Consider the following 22,041-nt stretch of genomic DNA (forward strand, 5'->3'; position numbering starts at 1 on the left):
TTATATGACAGCCCTTCAGGAGCCCTCCCATGCCTTGGCACTCTCTGATCGAACGTGGCGAGCGAATGACTGCTCATCCGGACCTGGCCGAGGGGTACGCGGCGTTGCTGCAGCGTCTGGGGGCGGTCACCCCGTTCGAGCTGGCGGTCGCCGGCGGTCGGTTGATGGCCACACCGGGATTGGCCTTTCTGGTGGGTTACCAGGCAGCGTTGCGTGCACTCTGGCCCAGTGCGCCTCATAGCCTCGGCGCCTTGTGTGCCACTGAACAGCGCAGCCTGCGGCCGGCGGACATGCAGACCCGTCTGAGCGACCTGCGCCTGAGCGGACGCAAGGATTTCGTCACCGCCGGGAATGCCGCCGAATGGCTGCTGATCGCCGCTCGCTGCGAAGTACCCGATGAAAGACCGCGACTGAGTCTGGCGGTGGTCTATGCCGGCGAGCCCGGCGTGACCCTGGAAAAATTACCCTCCATGGCCTTGATGCCGGACATCGGCCACGGCCGGGTCGTACTCGACAGCGCGCCCTGTGAGTTGCTTGCGGGGGACGGTTGGGATGCCTACGTCAAACCGTTCCGCACTCTGGAAGACCTGTATGTGCTCAGCGCCATGGTCGCCTGGCTGTATGGCGTGGGGCAGGACTGTGAGTGGCCCCAGGGGTTGCAGTTGCGCCTGCTGGGGTTGCTGGCGGGGTGTGCGGAAGTGAGCCGCCATAACCCGTCGACGGCCGCCGGGCATGTGCTGCTGGGTGGGCTGTTCGCGCAATTCAAGGGACTGGATGATGAACTCAACGGCGCGCTGGCCGCCGGGCCCGATTCATGGCGCGAGATGTGGATGCGGGATAAGGCGGTGATGGACATGGCGGCGGGCGCACGGGCCAAGCGGTTGGCCAGGGCTTTGGGTAGCACCTGACTCTCACAGAAAAACACCCCGATTTCCAAACTGTCATAAAGTCGGATTAGGCTCCCAGGGTTCACTCCTGCGAGCCCCAACGCATGTCCAAAGGCTGGTTGCTGATCCCGCTCCTGCTGCTCAACCTGAACGTCCACGCCGAAGACTGGCCCGGCGAGCAATGGCCGACCGGCCCGGTTCCCACCGGCCCAGCCATCGAAGCCCTGGAGCAATACGCCTTTCCTCCTCGGAACGACACCACTCGCGAAGGTATTCGCACCGACGCATTGCTGGTCCTCCAGGATGGCCGACTCGTCTACGAACGTTATGCCGGTCCCACCCGCGCCGACACTCCGCACCTGACCTGGTCCATCAGTAAAAGCCTGCTGGCGACCGTATTCGGTGTGGCCTATGGGGAAAAGCGGTTCGGCCTGAAAGACCCAGCCGCCAAGTACTACCCGGCACTGGGCAAGCACCCGGACGTGACCCTCGCCGACCTTTTCCACTGGGCCTCAGGCCTGGACTGGCAGGAAGACTACGAATACGCGCCACTCAACTCTTCCGTGGTCGCGATGCTCTATACCCGCGGTCGTCGCGACATGGCGGTGTTTACCGCGCAACACGACAGCTACAGCCCAGCGGGCCAGGTGTTTCGTTATTCCAGCGGCGACAGCAACCTGTTGGCGGCCGCGCTGAAAAATATTGTCGGTCCGGCACGCTATCCCGATTACCCATGGACGGCGTTGTTCGAACCGTTGGGCATTCGTCACGCCACTTGGGAAACCGATGCCAGCGGCACCTTCGTCGGCTCTTCCTATGCTTACCTCACTGCTCGGGATCTGGCGCGGATCGGGTTGCTGATGCTGCGTGACGGTCGTTGGGGCGAGCGGCAACTGATTCCCCAGGAGTGGATCGCGTTCAATCGCGAGCCCTTCGCCCGTTTCCAGGCCGGTCAGGACGAAGCCGTGCCGGGCGGGCATTGGTGGCTTAACCGCGCCGCCGACCCGACCATCCGCCCCTGGCCCGATGCGCCATCGGATACCTACGCCGCGTTGGGGCACTGGGGGCAGGCGCTGTACATCGTTCCCAGTACCGGCTTAGTCATTGTGCGTTACGGCGACGACCGCGACGGCCGCTATCGACATAACGAGCTGCTCAAGCGAGCCATGGCGGCGTTTGCCGGGGCGGTGCAGCCGTGAAGCGCAAGGTTTTTGTCGTTTTGACGCTGGCGCTGCTCGGGGCGTTGCTCGTCTGGGTCTGGCGCGAACGGGTGGCGCTAGGCGCCTTTCCCGACATCATCAGTGCCTACACCGCCAAGGAATACTGCTCGTGCCGCTACGTGATGCAGCAACCCGCCGACTATTGCCGGGGCTATGTGAAGCAGTCGGTGCCTATTAGCGATTTTCTCGAAACCCCCGAAGCCAAGCGCATCACCGTCGCCGGGTTGGGCCGCAGCAACAGCGCACGGTGGATGGGAGAACGGCAGGGGTGCCAGCTGGAACCTTCTATGGAAGAGTAACTTGTGGGAGCAAGTTGCCCCCCAGGTTGCTCTTACAGATTGTTTCCACAGGTTGATCCCACGGAAGGTTCCCACAAGACAGTTTGCAAGCGCCCTCGGCCCGGTTAAGGTTCGCCACAGGTTTATTTGCCCCCGAGTGTGTATGTCCAAGCGGTTTCTTTCCCTCGCTGTCGCAACCTTGCTGCTGGCCGGCGCCGCGCTGCCGGCCCGGGCCGATTGGTACCTGGACGGCGAGTCGTCGCGGCTGTCGTTCATCAGCAGCAAGAACGGCAATGTGTCAGAAGTCCAGCGTTTCCTCGTGCTGCACGGTCAGGTCCAGCCCAAGGGCACGGCCCGGCTGGAAGTGGAGCTGGAGTCGATCAACAGCGGTATCCCCTTGCGGGACGAGCGCATGCGCGCCGAACTGTTCGATATCAAGCAATTTCCCGAAGCCACGGTCACCGCACAGATTGATCTTTTGCCAATCCAGGACTTGGCCAACGGCGCGCAATTGGAGCTGCGTCTACCGCTGACGGTGGAACTGCACGGCAAACAGCACGAATACAACGTCGAATTGCTGGCGACACGCCTGGACGAACGACGCTTCCAAGTGGTGACCCTGGAGCCGGTGGTGCTCAATGCTGCGGATTTCGACCTGGCACCGGGGCTCGAGACGTTGCGCAAAATGGCCGGGCTTTCGGCCATCAGCCTGTCGGTGCCGGTGAGCGCGGTGCTGATTTTCACGGCGCGCTGACATGAGCGGCCCGGTATTTCCCTGGCGTGAAGGCAACAAGTTCGAGCTGCTGGTCGACGGCCCGCAATTCTTCCCGCGCATGCTCGTCGAAATCGCCCGGGCCCGGGAGCAAGTCGAACTGGAGCTGTACCTGGTGGAGGCTGGAGCCTGCGCCGAGGCGATGGTCCAGGCGCTCGTTCAGGCGGCCGAACGTGGCGTGCGAGTGCGTTGTTTGTTCGATGACTATGGCAGCCTGGCGTTTACCCTGGGCTTGCGTAACCGGTTGATCGACGCCGGTGTGGAACTGCGTTTCTATAACCGCCTGAGCTGGCGCCGTTGGGTGCGCAATTTCTACCGCGACCACCGCAAGCTCCTGTTGGTGGACCAGCGCCTGGCGGTGGTCGGCGGCACCGGCGTGACCGATGAATTCTGGAACCCCCTCGACAACCGCTGCGAGTGGCACGAGGTCATGGTGGAAATTGTCGGGCCGTTGGTGCTGGACTGGCAGTTGCTGTTCGATCGCCAGTGGAACGCCAACCGTCATCGTCGCGCCTGGAAGCCGGCGTCCAACTTCGGGCTGCCGCGCTTGCCCCGCGTGCCACCGGTGGGGGAGGGCACGGGCCGGGTGGCATATGCCGACGCCCGCCAGCATCGCGATATCCTGCAATCGCTGTCCCGGGCGCTGAACAGCGGGCAGAAGCGAATCTGGATGGCGACGCCCTATTTCCTGCCAACCTGGAACGTGCGCCGTTCCTTGCGCAAGGCCGCGGCCCGGGGCATCGACGTACGCTTGCTGCTCACCGGGCCGCGCACCGATCACCCGTCAGTGCGTTATGCCGGGCACCGTTATTACCCACGCCTGCTCAGGGCCGGGGTGAAAATCTTCGAATACCAGCCATGTTTCCTGCATTTGAAAATGGTGCTGGTGGATGACTGGGTCAGTATCGGTTCCTGCAATTTTGATCACTGGAACCTGCGTTTCAATCTGGAAGCCAACCTGGAAGCCCTCGACCCGGCGCTCAGCGCAGCGGTGGCGGCGAGTTTCGAACAGGACTTTGCCCAAAGCCAGCAAGTCAGCCTCGACGCCTGGCGGCGCCGGCCGCTGTGGAAGCGGGTCAAGCAGCGGTTGTGGGGGTTTGTGGATCGGCTGGTGGTGAATCTGCTGGATCGGCGCGGCTGACGACGCACCGCGAATCCAATGTGGGAGCGGGCTTGCTCGCGAAGGCGGCGTATCAGTCAACCGTTCAGTGGCCTGACGCACCGTTTTCGCGAGCAAGCCCGCTCCCACAGGAAGTGACGTTGCTTGTGGATCAGAGCAACTCAAAGCTCTGCTGCTTCACATCCTGGGAATCCAGGCCGATCTGTACGTTGAACTTGCCCGGTTCCGCGGCGTACTTGAGCTGGGCGTTGTAGAACTTCAGGTCGTCTTCCGTGATGGTGAAGTGAATGACCTTCTTCTCGCCAGCCTTGAGCATCACCTTCTGGAAATTCTTCAGTTCCTTGACCGGGCGGATGATCGAGCCGGTCACGTCCTGGATGTACAGCTGAACCACGGTTTCGCCATCGCGCTTACCGGTGTTCTCCACGGTCACGCTGGCGTCGAGCTTGCCGCTCTTGTTCAGCGTGGTGGACGACAGGGCCATGTCCGACAGCTCGAACTCGGTGTAGCTCAGGCCATAGCCGAACGGGTACAGCGGGCCGGTGGTGTCATCGAAGTATTGCGAGGTGTAGTTACCCGGCTTGCCCGGTGTGAACGGACGGCCAATGCTCAGGTGGTTGTAGTAGGTCGGAATCTGCCCCACCGAGCGTGGGAAGGTAATCGGCAGCTTGCCCGACGGGTTGTAGTCGCCGAACAGCACGTCGGCGATGGCGTTGCCGCCTTCGGTGCCGCTGAACCAGGTTTCCAGGATCGCATCGGCCTGCTGCTTCTCTTCCAGCAGCGACAGCGGACGGCCGTTCATCAGCACCAGCACCAGGGGCTTGCCGGTAGCCTTCAGCGCCTTGATCAGCTCGCGCTGGCTGGCGGGGATGCTCAGTTCGGTCCGGCTCGACGATTCATGGGACATGCCACGGGACTCGCCCACCGCAGCCACCACCACATCGGCATTCCTGGCGGCTTTCACCGCTTCGTCGATCAATACCTGGGCCGGGCGCGGATCATCCACCACTTCCGGGGCGTCGAAATTGAGGAAGTTCAGGTAGTCGAGGACCTTCTTGTCGCCAGTGATGTTGGCGCCACGGGCATAGATCAACTTCGACTCACCGCCCAAGGCACGGGCCATGCCGTCGAACACCGTGACCGACTGCGCCGGCCGGCCGGCGGCGGCCCAACTGCCCATCATGTCGATGGGGGCCTTGGCCAGCGGGCCGACCAGGGCGATCCGGGCGCTTTTCTTCAACGGCAGGGTCTGGTTGCGGTTCTCCAGCAGGACCAGGCTGCGACGTGCCACGTCACGGGCGTCGGCGCGGTGCAGGCGACTTTCGGCGTAGGTGTCGGCCGGGTCGTCTTCGGCCTTGCCGATACGCAGGTACGGGTCCTTGAACAGGCCCATGTCGTATTTGGCGACGAGCACTTCGCGCACGGCATTGTCGATATCGCTCTGCTCGATCTCGCCGGACTTGAGCAGCCCCGGCAGTTCCTTGCCATAGAGCGAGTCGTTCATGCTCATGTCGATGCCGGCCTTGATCGCCAGCTTCGCCGCTTCGCGACCGTCCCGGGCGACGCCGTGCTTGATCAGCTCGAAGATGGCGCCGTGGTCGCTGACCGCCAGGCCTTTGAAACCCCATTCCTTGCGCAACAGATCGTGCATCAGCCAGGTATTGGCCGTGGCCGGCACACCGTTGATGGAGTTCAAGGCAACCATCACCCCACCCGCACCGGCGTCGATGGCGGCGCGGTAGGGTGGCAGATAATCCTGGTACATCTTCACCGGGCTCATGTCCACGGTGTTGTAGTCACGGCCACCTTCCACCGCGCCGTACAAGGCAAAGTGCTTGACGCTGGCCATGATGGCGTCGGCGGCGTTGGCGCCCTTGCCCTGGAAGGCCTTGACCATCACGGCGGCAATGCGCGACACCAGGTAGGTGTCCTCGCCGAAGCCTTCGGAGGTACGGCCCCAGCGTGGGTCGCGGGAAATGTCCACCATGGGCGCGAAGGTGATGTCCAGGCTGTCGGCGGCCGCTTCCTTGGCGGCAACGCGCCCGGAGCGGTAGATGGCGTCCATGTCCCAGCTCGAAGCCAGGGCCAGGGGAATCGGGAAAATGGTGCGGTGGCCGTGGATCACGTCGTAGGCGAAGAACATCGGGATCTTCAGCCGGCTGCGCATGGCCGCGTCCTGCATCGGACGGTTTTCATCGCGGGTAATGGAGTTGAACGTGCCGCCGATGTTCCCGGCGGCGATTTCCTTGCGGATCAGTTCCCGGGGCATTTCCGGGCCGATGCTGATCAGGCGCAATTGGCCGATCTTTTCCTCGAGGGTCATCTGCTTCATCAGGTTGCTGATGAAGGCGTCCTTGTTCTCTATGGGGGCTGGCAGGTTGTCGGCTAATACGGATTGACTGGCCAGACTGACAAACAGGCCCAGCAAACACAGCTTCTTCATGAATAATTTTCTCGCAAGCCTAAAGGGCGATGGTCAAAACGCGCCGGTCAGCCAAATTGTGAGGAACGGCTATTGTTGTTCGGTCAAATGCAGCACACTTTCGAGCCCTGGGGGCTGAACTAAGTTTCGCACCGCGCATCTTTTAGCCCATCGATCCGATTCGATCCAGTACGGCGGCCGATTATGCCCCAGACTCCGGCCAGATAGGTGGCCGTGTTTTCCAATAGATGGCAAGGGAGAGCTTCATCCGATGAATCCAAGACTCAATTACCGCAGCGGCCTGCAGATGCTGGCCTTGATGCTGTTCACCACATTGCTGGCCGGTTGCGGGATCAATAACATCCCGACCCTGGACGAACAGGCCAAGGCAGCCTGGGGCCAGGTACAGAACCAGTACCAGCGCCGTGCCGACCTGATCCCCAATCTGGTGGAAACCGTCAAGGGGTATGCCCAGCATGAGCAGGACACCCTGACCGCCGTGATCGAGGCGCGGGCCAAGGCAACCTCGATCCAGGTCGATGCCAGCACCCTGGACAACCCGGAGAAACTCAAGCAGTTCCAACTGGCCCAGGATCAGTTGACCGGTGCGTTGAGCCGCTTGATGGTGGTCTCGGAGCGATACCCGGACCTCAAGGCAAACCAGAACTTCCTGGCCTTGCAATCGCAACTCGAAGGCACCGAGAACCGTATCGCCGTGGCGCGTCGTGATTTCATCCTGGCGGTGCAGAAGTACAACACCGAGATCCGCACCTTCCCAGGCCGCCTGTGGCACAGCGTGATGTACAGCGACCTGCCGATTCGCGAGACGTTTGAGGCCACCAGTCCCAACGCTGAAAAAGCCCCGGAAGTGAAGTTCTGATGAGGCCGTTACCACAGGCACTGCTCACTGCATTTGCCTGCAACTTGAGGCTTGTCGCTCGTAGCTGCACCTGCTTGCTGTTGTTCTGCCTGTTCGCAGTCACGGCCCAGGCCGAACTGAAGTTTCCGACGCTCACAGGGAGGGTGGTGGATACCGCCCAACTGCTGGAACCGTCGGTGCGCCAGCAACTGGACGCGCAGCTCAAGGCCCATGAACAGGCCACCGGTGAACAGGTGGTCGTGGTCACGCTGGCGAACCTGCAAGGCGCCAGCATTGAAGACTTCGGCTACCAACTGGGTCGCCATTGGGGCATCGGGCAGAAGGACAAGAACAACGGCGCGCTACTGATCGTGGCCCGGGATGACCGTAAACTGCGGATCGAAGTGGGCTACGGGCTGGAAGACCGCCTGACCGACGCCCAGAGTTCGGTGATCATCAACCAAGTGATCACGCCAGCCTTCAAGACCGGTAACTTCAACAAAGGCATCAGCGACGGCGTGGCTGCAATGCTGGTAGTGCTGGGAGGCAGTCCGCTGGATGAGCCGGCTGCGGCATACAGTGGGAATGAACAGGAGGAGGGCGATTTCGTCCAGCGTCATCCCTGGCTGTTCGTGTTGCTGGTGATGCTGTTCATCATCACCATCATGGTGGGCCAGATGTTGGGTATCCTGCCTGCCGGAAGCGGTGGATCAAGCGGTTCCAGCGGGGGCGGTGGTTTTGGCGGCGGGGGCGGCGGCTTCAGTGGCGGCGGAGGCAGTTTCGGGGGCGGCGGTTCGTCGGGCAGCTGGTGACAATAATAATGAGCAGGCACTTTTAACCATGGGATTACTGACTGAACACGAACAACGCAAGGTCGCCGAGGCCATTGCCCGGGTCGAGCGCGATACCGACGCCGAACTGGTCACGGTTCTCGCCGCACGGGCCGACGACTACGCCTACATCCCACTGCTGTGGGCCAGCCTGCTGGCCTTGGTGGTGCCTGGTGTGCTGCATTACGTCTCGGGCTGGTTGACCTTGCACAGCCTGCTGCTGGTGCAATGGGCCAGTTTCATCGTGCTGTGCCTGGTGTTTCGTATTCCGAAGGTCACCACGCACCTGATTCCCCGGTCGGTCCGCCACTGGCGCGCCTCCAACCTGGCTCGCCGGCAGTTTCTCGAACAGAACCTGCACCACACCGTGGGCAGCACGGGCATGCTGATCTTTGTATGCGAGGCCGAGCGGTATGTGGAGATCCTGGTGGACGAGGGCATTTCCAAACGCCTCGACAATAGCAATTGGGACGCCATCGTCAAGGCGTTCACCGAGCAGGTGCGCCAGGGGCAGACGTTGCAGGGCTTTGTAACGTGCATCGAAGCCTGTGGCAAATTGCTCCGGGAACATGTCCCGGTAACCCACGAACGTAATGAGCTGCCGAACCGGTTGGTGGTGCTGGGCTAGAAAATCTCTGTAGGAGCAAGGCAAAATCTCAGGGCACAGGAAATTCCTCGTGCCCTGACATCCCATCCCCCCTAAAATACCCGCCATTCCCGATCCGCCCGCCCCGAGGCCGCTTTTCCATGTCTGTCACCGCAACGCCCGCCCGTCCCGCGCCGGATCACCACGCCCAGTTCATCGCGTTGCTGCAAGCCAGCCTGGAGCAGAACGCCTTTATCAAGTTGGTGCTGGCCAGGTACGTCGGTGACGAAGCGGACCTTCAACGGCTGATCATCAAGCAACTGACGGTCAAGGATCAGCCTTGCCTGTCCTTCGTCTATCGCTACAAAACCCGCGATATCACTAAGAATTTCCCGCTGGACGAAGGTGTGGCCATCGTCGCCGGGCTGTTGCCGACATCGTTCAGGAACGCGCATCTGTTGTCGGTCACCGACGAGGCGCAACTGGAATACAGCAAAAAGGGCAAGCCTTCGCTGTTCAAGAGCAAGCCCCAGCAGTTGCGGGAAGTGCCCTCGGTGGAACACAACCGCGAGAAAAACCGCTTCCTCGACCTGAGCCGGCCGTTTCTGGCCGACCTGGGAGTGACCAACCACAAGCATGAGCTGATTCCAGCGATGTCGCGCAAATGGAAGCAGATCAACAAGTTCATCGAAGTTTTCAGCCACGCGCTGACATCCTCGCCGCTGGCCCTGGACAAGCCGGTGCGGGTGTCGGACTTCGGCTCGGGCAAGGGCTACCTGACGTTCGCCATCCATGATTACCTGCGCAATACCTTGCGGGCCGAAGGCGTGGTGACCGGTGTCGAGCTGCGCGAGGACATGGTCAGGCTGTGTAACGAGGCTGCCGCACGACTCGAACATCCGGGCCTGAGCTTCCAGCACGGCGACGTACGCAGTGTGGCGCCGGGCGAAGTGGATGTGATGATCGCCCTGCACGCTTGCGACATTGCCACCGACTACGCGATCCACATGGGCATTCGCTCGGGCGCTTCGATCATCATGTGCTCGCCGTGCTGCCACAAGCAGATTCGCTTGCAGATCCAGAGTCCGGCGTTGCTCAAGCCCATGCTGCAATACGGCCTGCACTTGGGCCAGCAGGCCGAAATGGTCACCGACAGCCTGCGGGCACTGTTCCTGGAAGCCTGTGGTTACGACACCAAGGTGTTCGAGTTCATCTCCCTGGAACATACCAACAAGAACAAGATGATCCTGGCGGTCAAGCGCGCCGAGCCGATCGAACCGAGCGAGTTGCTGGCGAAAATTCAGGAATTGAAGGCCTTCTACCACATCAGCGAACACTGCCTGGAAACGCTGTTGCGGGCTGACGGGTACCTCGCCTGACCCCAACAGCCCCATCGCTCCCACAGGGAGGCATCGCGTTCATTGGCGTGCAACCCGTCAGGTAGTGACGGGTTATCGCTCATCTACCGACACACCGGACTACCTTTAATGCGTTCACCCCTCACGCATTTCAAAAGGAGCCCACCCTATGGCTGCAAAGAAAATCCTCATGCTGGTCGGCGATTTCGTCGAAGACTATGAAGTGATGGTGCCGTTCCAGGCCCTGCAGATGGTCGGCCACACCGTGCACGCGGTATGTCCGGAAAAAAACGCGGGCCAGACCGTACGCACGGCCATCCACGACTTCGAAGGCGACCAGACCTACAGTGAGAAACCGGGTCATCTTTTTGCCTTGAATCATGATTTTGCCGGTGTCGAGGCCTCCGACTACGACGCGCTGCTGATCCCAGGCGGGCGTGCGCCGGAATACCTGCGCCTGAATGAAAAAGTCCTGCAACTGGTGCGTGATTTCGACTTGGCCGGCAAGCCGATTGCCGCGGTGTGCCACGGTGCGCAATTGCTGGCGGCGGCGGGGATTCTGGAGGGGCGCGAGTGCAGCGCCTATCCGGCATGTGCCCCGGAAGTTCGTCTGGCGGGCGGGACCTATATCGACATTCCAGTCACCGAAGGCCATGTGCAAGGTAACCTGGCGACCGCACCGGCCTGGCCGGCCCATCCCAATTGGCTGGCGGGATTCCTGACCCTGCTGGGCACGGCCATCACACTGTAGAAGCCTTGCAACCCGTCTGGCGGAACAAGCGTGGCGGGTCTTTACTGTTTGGGCGGCCCATCGACCGCCCAAAGGGGAGCAATCATGTCTGGATGGTACGAAGTCAGTAAGAACAGCCATGGCCAGTTTCGGTTCGTGCTCAAGGCTGCCAACGCCGAAACGATTTTGACCAGCGAGCTGTACGCCACTCGCAGCGGCGTCGACGCAGGTATCGCCTCGGTCCGGAAAAACAGCCCGCTGAGCGAACGCTATGAGCTCAAGAGCACCAAGGATGGCCATCCATATTTCAACCTCAAGGCCGCCAACCACGAGGTGATCGGCAGCAGCGAAGCCTATTCATCGGACGCGGCCCGAGACAAGGGCATTGCCAGCGTCAAGGCCAACGGGCCGACCACGATCATCAAGGACAAGACGCTGGCAGCGTTGTAATCCCACAGCCCTGTTCCGACAGGTAAAGCTATACCTCCACCGGCACCGACAGCTTCGGATCCCCTAGCGGATGGCTCTTGGCGTCGAAGAACCGCAATTCGATCTCCGACCCCTGGAACAGTTTGGCGTAGTGCCGCTTCTGGTGCTGGATGAACGCCTGGCTGCGGGGATAGATCGAAATCGCCAGGGTTCCGGGGTTCGCCTGGCGCAGGGCCTGGACGATGTGCCGGTCCTGCTCGCCCAAGGCATGGCCGAACAGGCACAGGTTATCGCCGTGGTGCAGCAACTGGTCATAGCAGAACGACAGGTAGTCGGAGCTGCGGATGGTCTTGAGCTTGTCCTCGGTCGGGCCTTCATTGACGAACAATGGGACGTCGTCGAGGGTCTTGAGGGTGTTGTTGATGGCGAAATTGCCCAGCAGCGTGCCTTCGGTGGAGGTGAGCTTGCGGGCCGTGCCATCCTGGTTGCGCACCAGGTGCAGGCCGCCGTGCAGGTACAGCAGGCGCGGTTGGTCCGTGGCCACCAGGCTCAAGTCAAAACTGTGGTCGGCGCCGCGGAACAGGTCGGTCACCGTGTCGGGCGCGTGCTGGATCGCCCAATAATTGAGCAGGTCGTAGTTGGTGGTGAACACTGTGCGGTAGCGCCCCAGTTCCTGGTTGAGCTTTGCCAGGGTCGATGGTTGCACCAGGCGCCAGGGAATGTGGACAGCATGCACGGTGTTGATCAGGGCTTCCTTGATTGCGTAGTAGCGATTGCGCGGCGCGGCAGAACTGACCGCCAGAGCCTTGTTGATCCGGCTGGTGGTTTTCAACGCGCCGAGCACCTGCTCGAAACTACGGGTCTGCATCGCGTCGAACACGCTCAGCTCCGAGGGGCTCAAGGGCTTTTCTTCGACGGTGCGGGCATTTTCAAACAGCGAGTCGTAGCCGAAATCATCCCATACGGCGCGGCTGGCACCATTGCCCACCAACAGGCCGCTGAGGGCGGTGTCGGCGCGCAAGGTCGCCCAATCTTCGAGCCGGGCGTCAAATTCCTGGAAGTCGGTCATCGCAAAGTCATCTCAAAAGAACGTGGCAAAGGCAGGACGCGACTTTATCACGACGGACTCTTGAGCCAGATCAAGGAACGCCGTGACTGTCCGGTCAATCCTGTAGCTCCCGCCGATCCGGCTAACCCGGCCTTCAACAGGAGCGTGTTCCGATGAGCAGCACTTTCTTCATTCCAGCGGTAAATATCATGGGGCTGGGTTGCCTCGACGAGGCTATGGTCGCGATCCGCAATTACGGCTTTCGCAAGGCGCTGATCGTCACCGATGCCGGACTGGCCAAGGCCGGCATCGCCGACAAAGTGGCTGGGCTATTGGCTATCCAGGATGTCGACTCGGTGATTTTCGACGGCGCCAAACCCAACCCGAGCATTGCCAACGTCGAGCATGGGTTGGGGCTGCTGAAGGAAAGCCAGTGTGATTTCGTTGTCTCGCTCGGCGGCGGTTCGCCCCACGACTGCGCCAAGGGCATCGCCTTGTGTGCCACCAACGGCGGTCAGATCCGTGACTACGAAGGCGTCGACCGGTCGATCAAGCCGCAATTGCCGCTGATTGCCATCAACACCACCGCAGGCACCGCCAGCGAGATGACCCGCTTTTGCATCATCACCGACGAAGCACGTCATGTGAAAATGGCGATTGTCGACCGTAACGTGACGCCACTGATGTCGGTCAATGATCCTGCGTTGATGGTGGCGATGCCCAAGGGGTTGACCGCGGCCACGGGTATGGACGCGCTGACCCACGCGGTCGAGGCTTATGTCTCCACCGCCGCCAACCCGATCACCGATGCCTGCGCCTTGAAAGCCGTCACCCTGATCAGCAACAACCTGCGCCTGGCCGTGCGTGATGGCCATGATCTGGCGGCGCGGGAAAACATGGCCTACGGGCAGTTTCTTGCAGGGATGGCCTTCAACAATGCTTCGCTGGGTTTCGTGCATGCCATGGCCCACCAACTGGGGGGCTTCTATGATCTGCCCCACGGTGTGTGCAACGCAGTCCTGTTGCCTCACGTACAGAGTTTCAACGCCTCGGTGTGCGCCGATCGCCTGGCTGATGTGGGGCGTGCGATGGGCGTTGACTCGCTTGGCAGCAGTGCGGAAGAGGGCGCCCAGGCCGCCATCGCGGCGATCCGGAATCTGGCTCTGGACGTGGATATTCCCGCCGGCCTGCGCGAGTTGGGTGTGCGTCTGAACGACGTACCGGTGCTGGCCGCCAACGCACTGAAGGACGCCTGTGGCTTGACCAACCCGCGGGCAGCGGATCAACGGCAGATCGAAGAGATCTTCCGCTCGGCGTTCTAAAGGGTCCGAGGCGGCAGGCTGCGCATGCACAGCAGCGCCGCCATCGCCAGAAACGTGCACAAGGTCGCCAGCGGCCAGGATTGTTGACTCAACAACAGACTGGCCATGGCGCCGATCACCGATGCCATCAACTGATGCAGAAAACCACTCAACGCCATGGCATAGGCGCCCGGTACTGGGGAACCATCATTGGCCAGGGACAGGCTGATGGGGTAATTCAGTGACTGGCCCAATACAGCAAAGCAGTACGGTAGCCAGAAGAGCAACGCAACGCTGCTCAGGGTGAGGCTGCTCGCCAGCATGGTCGCGCTGCCGCCCAACACCAAGGCAATGCCCCAGCCCATCAGTCGTCGCTGGCCAATGCGCAGTACGCAGGCATTGACCACCAGTGCACCCAACAGATAGGCCGCGCTGATGGGCCAGCCCAGCAGGCCGTACTCGATTGCCGACCAGTGAAAGCTGTCACGCAGGATCAACGGCGCGGCGGTATTGAAGGCAATGATCACACCGTAACCCAGCCCACCCGCCAGGGCCGGCAGGAAAAAGCCACGGTGTTTCAAAATCTGTCCATACGCCCGCCATGCCGATTGATCGTTATGCGCTTGCGCCAATATCGGGAACACGGCCCGGGATACGGCGGCCGCCATCGCCAGGCTGACCACCCCCAGCCCGTAGAAGATTGCCTCCCAGCCGAAAGCGGCCTGGATCAGCGAGCCCAGGTATTGCCCGATACCGAGGGCAATCACAAAGGCAATCGAGATCCAGGACAAGGCCTTGGCCAGCAGGTCGCCGCTGAAACTGTCACGGATCAAAACCCGCGCCATCACCGAAATGCCGCTGGCACCGATGCCCTGGATCAACCTGAATGCCAGGAACGCTTCCGCTGTAGTGCCCAGGGGCAAGGCCAGGTTGCCCAGGCCGTACAACCCCAATGCCGCCAGTAAGATCGGCTTGCGACCCAGCGTCTGGCTGAGGCCGCCCCATGCCAGCATGGGCAGCGCCATGCCGATCAGGTACACCGACAACCCCCAGGAGACCCGGGAGGCATCGGCCCCAAGGTCTTTGGCAATGTCAGGCAAGGCCGGCAAGTAGATGCTCATGCCCAGTTGGGCCAGGAACACGGTGGTACACGTGACGATCAGAGTTGTACGGTTGTTCATCGAGCGCTCGTTTCAGGGGCGTATCTCACGCCCGTGGGCTTGCAGCAGCCCGGTAATCAGTTCACAGAACGAGCGGATCACGTTCGGTTCCATGTCGGCACGCAGGGTAATGCGGATTGCGGCCTTGTTTTGTGGCACCACGGGGAAAAAGACCGCCGAGGTAAAATACCCCCGCTCGGCCAGTTCCACGGCCAGCCGGTTGGCCAGCGTCGCTTCCCCACAAGGCACCAGACGAATCGCCATGGGATTGCCGTGCTGTTCGGTACGGATGAGGCTGTCGAAAAAGCGGATATTAGCCTGCAATCGTTCCTGCAAGGAGCCCAATTCTCGACTGCGATGCAGGCGGATCGAGGCCATGCCGGCGCCAATCGCCGCTGCGTTCAGGCTTTGGGACCAATTGCTCGGCCCGCCGTAGCGTTGTACCAGCACTTTGTGCCGTTCGCTGCCGAACATCGCCAGCCCCCCGCTAGCCCCGAATGATTTGGCAAGGGAGGCGACGATCAAGGTACGTTCGTCCACCGCAGGCAGGCGCGGACGGACCAGGCCCGCACCGCAGGCACCTACGGTAGACAGTGCGTGGGAATCGTCCAGATACAGAAACAGGCCATAACGCTGCTTGAGGTACAGCAGACTGTCCAGGTCCGCCACGCCACCCATGCTGTACGCACCGTCGGTGACATATGCCACGTTGCGCTGGCGTTTGCACAGGTCCTCGATGAAATCCATGTCGTTGTGCGGGCAGGTGATGACCTGGGTTTCATCGGCACAGGCGGTCTTGAAGTGATTCATCGAGTAATGGGCGTGCTTGTCGAACACCATGACGGGGGGCCGGTCGTCGGTGAGTGCGCCGCTGGCCAGCAGTGGCAGGATCCCGGCACTTGCCGCGCTGCACGACAAGGCACTCAGGCAACTGGCGCCAAACAACTCGGACAGTTGAGTTTCGTATTGGGCCAGGATTGCCAGTTTGCAGCGATTCTTCGAATTGGCGACCCGCAGGGTGCCGGTCTCCCATAAGGCGGTCATGGCGCCGTCGAGCAGCGCGGGGTGGTAGTCCAGACCCAGGTAGGACGTTGTGCAGAAATGATGGAAGGTGCGTCCATACTGGTCGACCAGGACGTTGGGGGTCTTGACCTCGACATTGAGCCCCGAGATTTTGCCGGCTTCGGCGCTCTGCCAGTCCTGATCGGCCAGGGAGATGACCTTGCGATAGTTGGTGAAGCGATGGGGCGGTTGCGCGATCTGGTTCATAGTGCGATTACATTCCTTGGTTGAAGGTGCTGTCCGTGGGGTGTTTCACTCTGTGTGTGTTTCCGGACTTTACAGATCAACGTGCGGGGCTTTGAATCGGCTGTTTCCGGCGTCTTTGAGAGCTGCCGGAGAGTTCTGTGTAGGACCTTGCCTAGGAACGTGGGTGGGTAATCCCTTTGAAGGGTCGGAGCTTGGAGATGCCCAGTCATTGCTCCCGGGCTCGCTGAGTTTCGCTTGAAGAAGGGTGTGCCGGATGGCACATGGCAATCATTTTCCCTGACGGTTCGAGCGGCGGCGCTATCCTTTTCCTGTGATGGACGTGCATCGAATATCCAATACGTTCCCGGCTGCATTTGTTGCTGTGATCTGACGCCACCGTTCGTCGTGGCGTGCGCTGTTTCTTAAAACCTTTGCTCCCTCGGTCCTTTCGAATGTCAGGCGGGCCCTGCTCGCCAATGTCCATGAATCTGGAGGGCCAGAACATGCATGGTTCAAGAAGCAAATACGCGGGAAACATCGCTCACGATCGAACGAAGGTGTCCGAATCGGGTCGCAAAAGTGGGAGAACCACCACCTTGAGTGTCGACAAACACCCGGTGAAAGTCGAAATCGGCCGCAGACCGGGTCTGACATCTCGCTGATTGTCACCGGTGGTTCTGATTCAAAGGCAGGCAAAACCTGCCGGAACCTTTATGACGAGGAGGGCGCGACCATGAGCCGGACGGCCACCTTTTTACGCACCAGCAGCCTTGTCGTGTTGATGGGCCTGGGTGCCAACAGTGCCTGGGCCCAATCGCCGACCGAATTCATCAATGATGCTTCCGCCAAAGGCATGGCCGATATCGAGGCCAGCCGCATGGCCCACGGGAAAGCCGAGTCCAGGGAGGTCAAGGATTACACCATCATGGTGATCAACGACCGTACTACCGCCAATCAACATCTGGCCAAGATTGCGAAGAAGCTCGATCTGCCCGTCGAGCCCAGGGAGGAAGTGGCAGAGAAGGCCAAGGCCCTGATTCCGCAAGTACAGGAAGGCGAGTCGTTCGAAGCGGCTTATGCCGCCAGTCAGGTCAAGGCCACCGAGGAAGCCATCGCGCAGATCCAGCAAGAAGCCCAGACCACGCAAGTACCGGAAATCAAGGCATTCGCCGATGAAACGCTGCCTAAATTGCAGACCCATCTCGAGATGGCCAGGGCGTTGCAGGCCAGCCGCTGATCTTGCGCACGTTTTTCATTGAAGGCCGGGACGCGCACGTCCCGGTTCATCTTGCCCGCTGAAAGGAGACGCTCGATGTCCACACGCCGAGAACCCAATCAATACAAGATGCAGAACCCGCTGACCCAATACCCCAAGCCTCCGTTTCCCGACCAGCCGCAGTCACCGCCCGGCATCGATCAGGAGATGGTGCCCAAGCCCGATCACGGTGAAAAAAGTTACCAAGGCTTCGGCCGCCTGGAAGGGCGCAAGGCCCTGGTCACCGGTGGTGATTCCGGGATCGGCCGTGCCGCGGCGATTGCATTTGCCCGTGAAGGCGCCGATGTGGCGATTAACTACTTGCCCAGCGAAGAACGCGATGCGCGGCAAGTCGTCGAGCTGATCGAGGCCGAAGGCCGCAGGGCGGTCGCGATTCCCGGCGATCTCAAGGACGAAGCGTTTTGCGTCCAGTTGATCAAGAGCGCCCATGAGCAACTGGGCGGCCTGGATATCCTGACGAACGTCGCTGGCAAACAGGAAGCGCAGAAAGACATCGCCGACATCACGACCGCGCAGTTCGACGACACCATGAAGACGAACATCTATGCAATGTTCTGGCTCTGCAAAGCGGCGATACCCCTGATGCCGGCGGGGGCGACGATCATCAACACAGCGTCCATCCAGTCTTACGATCCCTCTGCGACGTTGTTGGACTACGCCACCACCAAAGCGGCCATCGTGGCGTTCACCAAGGCACTGGCGGGCCAGGTCATCAGCAAGGGCATCCGGGTCAACGCCGTGGCCCCTGGTCCGATCTGGACCGTATTGCAGCCCAGTGGCGGACAACCCCAGGAAAAAATTCCTACCTTCGGCTCCCAGGTGCCGATGAAGCGGCCCGGCCAACCAGCCGAATGCGCACCGCTCTACGTGCTGCTGGCATCCCAGGAGTCGAGCTACATCACCGGGGAAGTGTTTGGCGTGACGGGGGGAAATCCGCTGCCCTGACGCACAACCGGGAAGCGCGAGTGGCGCTGCGCCACCGCGCATCTCCTTAACATTGGTTCAGGTCTATCTTGTTTTTTTTGTCCAGGCCTTCGAGCGATTTGGCTTCGTCCTGGCCCATGGCCTGGTAGTGCTTTCGCAGCGCCTCCAATTGCTTGAGGTCCAGCGCTTCGAGTCCGAGCATCGCGTTTTGCGCTTCCTTGGTGGCGCGCAGCAGTTCGTCGACCTTCAAGTGGAGAATATCCGTGTCGCGGTTCTGCGTGTTCTGGATCAGAAACACCATCAAAAACGTGATGATCGTCGTCGAGGTGTTGATGATCAGTTGCCACGTATCGTTGAACTTGAAAAAAGGCCCGCTGCAAGCCCAGAGGGCCAACAACACGAGAGCCCCCAGAAAAGTCTTCGGGCTCCCTGCCCAGAGGGACAGTTTTTGAGCGATTTTTGCAAAGGTCATTGCTGTGTTCCTCATGGATGCACCTGTGTGGTGTGACAGCAACGCAACGGCGAAAATTCTACTTACATTTCCCTGGTGTTTTACCGCCAACGTTCATCAGCCCGGTCTGAAGACCGGCGCAACCATTTGCCGCAATCAGGGGTCACTGCTTAAAGCCATCCGTTGGAGCACGCCATGAGCCTCACCCGAACCCTTTGCCTCGCCTGTTGCCTGTTTGTCTTGCAGGGCTGCTTCGACAAATCGGACAACGAAACCAAGGACAACACCGACGGCACCAAGTCTTCGGTGCAGATGCAGGAGTCCGATGGGCAGAAGAAATAGGCCCCAAACACACAAAAAAACCTGTGGGAGCGGGCTTGCTCGCGATGGCTTAGTGTCAGGCGACGTCAATGTCTGCTGACCCGACGTCATCGCGAGCAGGTTCGCTCCCACAAGGGCACCCATTGGTCACGTTATGTCCGTTTGTATCACCGCCCCTGCTGTAACACCTTGAGCGCGGCCGACGCCAGGAACCCGGAACGGCTTTTCTCCTCGGGATGATGCAACACATATTCATCGATACGATTGAGCAGGTAGCCGGGCAGGGTGATATTGAGTTTCTGCGCCTTGCCCAGGTATTTGGTCACATCGATATCCACCAGCGCCCAGGTGCAACCGGCATATTGTGGGTTGGCCGCGTGCAGGGTGACTTTGCTGGCTGGCGGAATCGGCGAACCGTCTTCGGCCAGGATCTCGAAATGCCCTTCGATGGCCTCGCGGGCCATCGCCATGGCATCGTCCAGGTCATCGCCAGCGGAAAAACAGCCGGGAATATCCGGCACTTCAACACCCCAGGCGTGTTGTTCATCACCCATGGAAATCGCAATCGGGTACAGCATATTCATTGTCCTCCGCGGACGCTGGGCAACGGGCGGTCTGGAGCAGGGCCTGTTGCAGGATACTGATGGCCGTTTTCTTGAGCAGGTCCTTCTTGGGATGAGGAACAGTGACCAGTCCCGGTTTGGTGGGGTGTTTGAAATGATGGTGGCTGCCCCGAACCCGTACCAGGTACCAACCGTCCGCGACGAGCTGGCCTATCAAAAATCGGCTATTCACAACACCTCCTTGTGGTGTGCTTGGTGGGTACTATACCTACTGAAAATTAATGATCAACACTATAACCACCGGGACGAAGGGTATCGGCAGGTGAATGCGGTGCGATGAAGTCTAGAAGCCGCGGCGTACAGGGGGAGTCGAGGGAGGGATGGGTTTATTTCGGAATGTATGAAGGCGAGCGGATCGGTTAACGAGACCAAGGACAACGCCGATGGCGGCATGTCTTCCGTGCAGATTCCTGTGGGTAAGCTCAGGCCTCGCAACGTCTCGCAATAGCCTTCAGCATGCGACGGCGAGTGAGGCCGCTAACGGGGCGAATCAGGTACCAATATGGAGAGTAAAAGTGCGCAGAGCGCTGACGTCGAGCCAATGCACTCGCATCTGTGTAGTGCCTTGGCACGCCAGGTCGCACTAACCGGCATATGACGTCAGCAGCACGCTACGTTCCTTTGACATCATACCTCTTGTGTAAAGAGATATTATCGTGCTATCACGCACGGACGCTCGATGCCCAATTAACATTCCGACAGGGGAGAAGAGCCAAGGATGGAAGCTCAGCATGGATTGGCTGCACCAACACGCAATTAATCACATAAAAAATCAAACACATCCCGATTTCTTCAAATCGGGCAGATTTTTGTCGTGTCTGAAAAAATTAATAAATGACCCTTTGGATACCCATTTTCAAGCGAAATTTCCGCTCAAGCTTCACTGGCCACAGCTGTAAGAAGTTGCGGAGTTTCTTGCTTCAATTTTGTAATCCAACACTGATTTTATAAGACCTCCTCCACCATCCTTAGAGCACTAGGAAGAAGAAAATGGCAGTTATTAATGGAACAGCCGGTGCAGACGCACTCATTGGCACCGCAGGGGATGATGAGATCTACGCCCTGGGCGGCAACGATGTGATCAAGGGCACTGCCGGCGCGGATAAGATTGATGGTGGAGCGGGTACCGATACAGTTGATTATTCGGCGTCTACCGAAGGTATCAGTATAGATTTGCGCCAGGGAACTGGGCTTGTTGGTCAAGGTGGCGACGCCGAGGGGGATATTCTCACTGGGGTCGAAACTGTCATAGGCTCGGCCTTCAACGACGTGCTCTCCGCAGGCCCGTATACCACGGCCACGGGAATACGACTGGAAGGTGGTGCAGGCGACGATATCTACAACATCAATATGGGGCAGACCCCCACCATCATCGAACAGGCCGGCGGCGGTAACGATGAAGCCCGTGTGTCGGTGATCAATGCCAGCGGCACCATCCTGGCAGCCAACGTCGAGCGCCTGACCTACGTCGGCACTGGCGCCTTCATCGGTTACGGCAACGACAGCGACAACGTCATTACCGGCGGTTCGGGTAACGACACCCTATACGGTGGCGCGGGAGCGGATCAGTTCATCGGCGGTGCCGGCTATGACATAGCGGGTTATACCGACAGCAAGGAAGCTGTGACCATCAACCTCAAGACCGGCGTACATACCGGGATCGCGGCAGGTGATACCTACACCGATATCGAAGCGGTCAGAGGCTCGAACTTCAACGACACGTTCATTGGCGATGGCAGCGGTATCGATTTCGACGGCGGTGCCGGTGTCGATACGGTCGACTACTCGGGTTCGACAGCCGGGGTAAACATCAATATCCGTACCGGGACGGGAACTGCAGGAACGGGTGGAGAGGCCGAAGGCAGCACGTTGGCGAATATCGAAACGGTCATAGGCTCTGCCTTCAACGACGTGCTTTCCGCAGGTCCGTATACCACGGCCACGGGAATACGACTGGAAGGTGGCGCAGGCGACGATATCTACAACATCAATATGGGGCAGACCCCCACCATTATCGAACAGGCCGGTGGCGGTAACGATGAAGCCCGTGTGTCGGTGATCAATGCCAGCGGCACCATCCTGGCAGCCAACGTCGAGCGCCTGACCTACGTCGGCACTGGCGCCTTCATCGGTTACGGCAACGACAGCGACAACGTCATTACCGGCGGTTCGGGTAACGACACCCTATACGGTGGCGC

Annotated in this window: 21 protein-coding genes and 2 pseudogenes; 16 read left to right on the forward strand and 7 right to left on the reverse strand. The window is 60.3% G+C overall.

Translation table 11 applies throughout. The features are described from left to right. The first annotated feature begins 29 nt into the window (after positions 1 to 29). From AD666_RS00310 to AD666_RS00330, 5 genes are all read left to right on the forward strand, one after another. Complete coding sequence (locus AD666_RS00310; RefSeq protein WP_053146362.1) at positions 30 to 908, forward strand: acyl-CoA dehydrogenase; 879 nt, start codon at positions 30 to 32, stop codon at positions 906 to 908. An 83-nt stretch (positions 909 to 991) separates the two neighbouring features. Next, complete coding sequence (locus AD666_RS00315) at positions 992 to 2,086, forward strand: serine hydrolase (protein ID WP_053146365.1); 1,095 nt, start codon at positions 992 to 994, stop codon at positions 2,084 to 2,086. Continuing rightward, positions 2,083 to 2,406 (forward strand): hypothetical protein, encoded by a 324-nt coding sequence (locus AD666_RS00320; RefSeq protein ID WP_053146368.1) that lies wholly within the window; start codon positions 2,083 to 2,085, stop codon positions 2,404 to 2,406. The genes AD666_RS00315 and AD666_RS00320 overlap by 4 nt, the downstream gene beginning before the upstream one ends. 142 nt (positions 2,407 to 2,548) lie before the next feature. Next, positions 2,549 to 3,139: a YceI family protein gene (locus AD666_RS00325; protein ID WP_053146371.1), complete on the forward strand. Its 591-nt coding sequence runs from the start codon at positions 2,549 to 2,551 to the stop codon at positions 3,137 to 3,139. A 1-nt stretch (position 3,140) separates the two neighbouring features. Beyond that, positions 3,141 to 4,298, forward strand: a complete 1,158-nt coding sequence (locus AD666_RS00330) for a phosphatidylserine/phosphatidylglycerophosphate/cardiolipin synthase family protein (protein ID WP_053146374.1) — start codon at positions 3,141 to 3,143, stop codon at positions 4,296 to 4,298. Positions 4,299 to 4,428: 130 nt separating this feature from the next. On the opposite strand, the gene bglX is transcribed toward AD666_RS00330, so the two are convergent. Beyond that, positions 4,429 to 6,720, reverse strand: coding sequence for a beta-glucosidase BglX (gene bglX / locus AD666_RS00335; RefSeq protein WP_053146377.1), 2,292 nt, complete (start codon positions 6,718 to 6,720; stop codon positions 4,429 to 4,431). Positions 6,721 to 6,970: 250 nt separating this feature from the next. Between bglX and AD666_RS00340 the strand changes: the two genes are divergently transcribed. The 6 genes from AD666_RS00340 to AD666_RS00365 all read left to right on the forward strand — a co-directional run bounded on the left by AD666_RS00340 (position 6,971) and on the right by AD666_RS00365 (position 11,512). Further along, positions 6,971 to 7,579 (forward strand): LemA family protein, encoded by a 609-nt coding sequence (locus AD666_RS00340; RefSeq protein ID WP_053146382.1) that lies wholly within the window; start codon positions 6,971 to 6,973, stop codon positions 7,577 to 7,579. Further along, on the forward strand, positions 7,579 to 8,370 hold the full coding sequence (locus tag AD666_RS00345; RefSeq protein ID WP_082339607.1) for a YgcG family protein: 792 nt from the start codon (positions 7,579 to 7,581) through the stop codon (positions 8,368 to 8,370). The genes AD666_RS00340 and AD666_RS00345 overlap by 1 nt, the downstream gene beginning before the upstream one ends. Before the next feature lie 28 nt (positions 8,371 to 8,398). Continuing rightward, on the forward strand, positions 8,399 to 9,016 hold the full coding sequence (locus AD666_RS00350) for a TPM domain-containing protein (RefSeq protein WP_053146388.1): 618 nt from the start codon (positions 8,399 to 8,401) through the stop codon (positions 9,014 to 9,016). Positions 9,017 to 9,135: 119 nt separating this feature from the next. Further along, positions 9,136 to 10,353 (forward strand): SAM-dependent methyltransferase, encoded by a 1,218-nt coding sequence (locus AD666_RS00355; RefSeq protein ID WP_053146391.1) that lies wholly within the window; start codon positions 9,136 to 9,138, stop codon positions 10,351 to 10,353. A 148-nt stretch (positions 10,354 to 10,501) separates the two neighbouring features. Then, on the forward strand, positions 10,502 to 11,083 hold the full coding sequence (locus AD666_RS00360) for a DJ-1/PfpI family protein (protein ID WP_053146393.1): 582 nt from the start codon (positions 10,502 to 10,504) through the stop codon (positions 11,081 to 11,083). A gap of 84 nt (positions 11,084 to 11,167) precedes the next feature. Further along, positions 11,168 to 11,512, forward strand: a complete 345-nt coding sequence (locus AD666_RS00365; protein ID WP_053146396.1) for a YegP family protein — start codon at positions 11,168 to 11,170, stop codon at positions 11,510 to 11,512. A 28-nt stretch (positions 11,513 to 11,540) separates the two neighbouring features. Here the strand turns inward: AD666_RS00365 and AD666_RS00370 are convergent, their stop codons facing one another. Further along, on the reverse strand, positions 11,541 to 12,560 hold the full coding sequence (locus AD666_RS00370; RefSeq protein WP_053146399.1) for a DUF4917 family protein: 1,020 nt from the start codon (positions 12,558 to 12,560) through the stop codon (positions 11,541 to 11,543). A gap of 152 nt (positions 12,561 to 12,712) precedes the next feature. Here AD666_RS00370 and yiaY point away from each other — a divergent pair, with 152 nt between their 5' ends. Next, positions 12,713 to 13,861, forward strand: coding sequence for an L-threonine dehydrogenase (gene yiaY, locus AD666_RS00375; RefSeq protein ID WP_053146402.1), 1,149 nt, complete (start codon positions 12,713 to 12,715; stop codon positions 13,859 to 13,861). Here the strand turns inward: yiaY and AD666_RS00380 are convergent. Together AD666_RS00380 and AD666_RS00385 are read right to left on the reverse strand one after the other, a co-directional pair. Further along, a complete protein-coding gene (locus tag AD666_RS00380; RefSeq protein WP_053146405.1) occupies positions 13,858 to 15,021 on the reverse strand; it encodes an MFS transporter in 1,164 nt (387 codons plus the stop codon). The genes yiaY and AD666_RS00380 overlap by 4 nt on opposite strands. A gap of 12 nt (positions 15,022 to 15,033) precedes the next feature. Next, positions 15,034 to 16,269 (reverse strand): aminotransferase class I/II-fold pyridoxal phosphate-dependent enzyme, encoded by a 1,236-nt coding sequence (locus AD666_RS00385; protein WP_053146407.1) that lies wholly within the window; start codon positions 16,267 to 16,269, stop codon positions 15,034 to 15,036. A gap of 712 nt (positions 16,270 to 16,981) precedes the next feature. On the opposite strand from AD666_RS00385, the gene AD666_RS00390 reads away from it, so the two are divergent. Together AD666_RS00390 and AD666_RS00395 are read left to right on the forward strand one after the other, a co-directional pair. After that, the gene (locus tag AD666_RS00390) at positions 16,982 to 17,485 is read left to right on the forward strand and encodes a DUF4142 domain-containing protein (protein WP_053146410.1); all 504 of its coding nucleotides are present in this window, start codon (positions 16,982 to 16,984) and stop codon (positions 17,483 to 17,485) included. A 75-nt stretch (positions 17,486 to 17,560) separates the two neighbouring features. Further along, positions 17,561 to 18,469: an SDR family oxidoreductase gene (locus AD666_RS00395; protein ID WP_053146413.1), complete on the forward strand. Its 909-nt coding sequence runs from the start codon at positions 17,561 to 17,563 to the stop codon at positions 18,467 to 18,469. A gap of 46 nt (positions 18,470 to 18,515) precedes the next feature. On the opposite strand, the gene AD666_RS00400 is transcribed toward AD666_RS00395, so the two are convergent. Beyond that, positions 18,516 to 18,920, reverse strand: coding sequence for a low affinity iron permease family protein (locus AD666_RS00400; protein ID WP_053146416.1), 405 nt, complete (start codon positions 18,918 to 18,920; stop codon positions 18,516 to 18,518). Positions 18,921 to 19,094: 174 nt separating this feature from the next. Here AD666_RS00400 and AD666_RS26560 point away from each other — a divergent pair, with 174 nt between their 5' ends. Then, on the forward strand, positions 19,095 to 19,241 hold the full coding sequence (locus AD666_RS26560) for a hypothetical protein (RefSeq protein ID WP_172679567.1): 147 nt from the start codon (positions 19,095 to 19,097) through the stop codon (positions 19,239 to 19,241). A gap of 146 nt (positions 19,242 to 19,387) precedes the next feature. Here the strand turns inward: AD666_RS26560 and AD666_RS00405 are convergent, their stop codons facing one another. Then, positions 19,388 to 19,798 carry a type II toxin-antitoxin system HicB family antitoxin gene (locus AD666_RS00405; RefSeq protein ID WP_053146419.1) on the reverse strand — a complete coding sequence of 137 codons (411 nt, stop codon included), beginning with the start codon at positions 19,796 to 19,798 and terminating at the stop codon, positions 19,388 to 19,390. 40 nt (positions 19,799 to 19,838) lie between these two features. Further along, positions 19,839 to 20,015: pseudogene (locus tag AD666_RS25710) on the reverse strand (type II toxin-antitoxin system HicA family toxin); the annotation flags it as partial. 818 nt (positions 20,016 to 20,833) lie between these two features. Here AD666_RS25710 and AD666_RS00415 point away from each other — a divergent pair. After that, positions 20,834 to 22,041, forward strand: a pseudogene (locus AD666_RS00415) (calcium-binding protein); the annotation flags it as partial.

It is taken from the genome of Pseudomonas sp. Pf153 (assembly GCF_001269775.1).
Classification (GTDB): Bacteria; Pseudomonadota; Gammaproteobacteria; order Pseudomonadales; family Pseudomonadaceae; genus Aquipseudomonas; species Aquipseudomonas uvaldensis.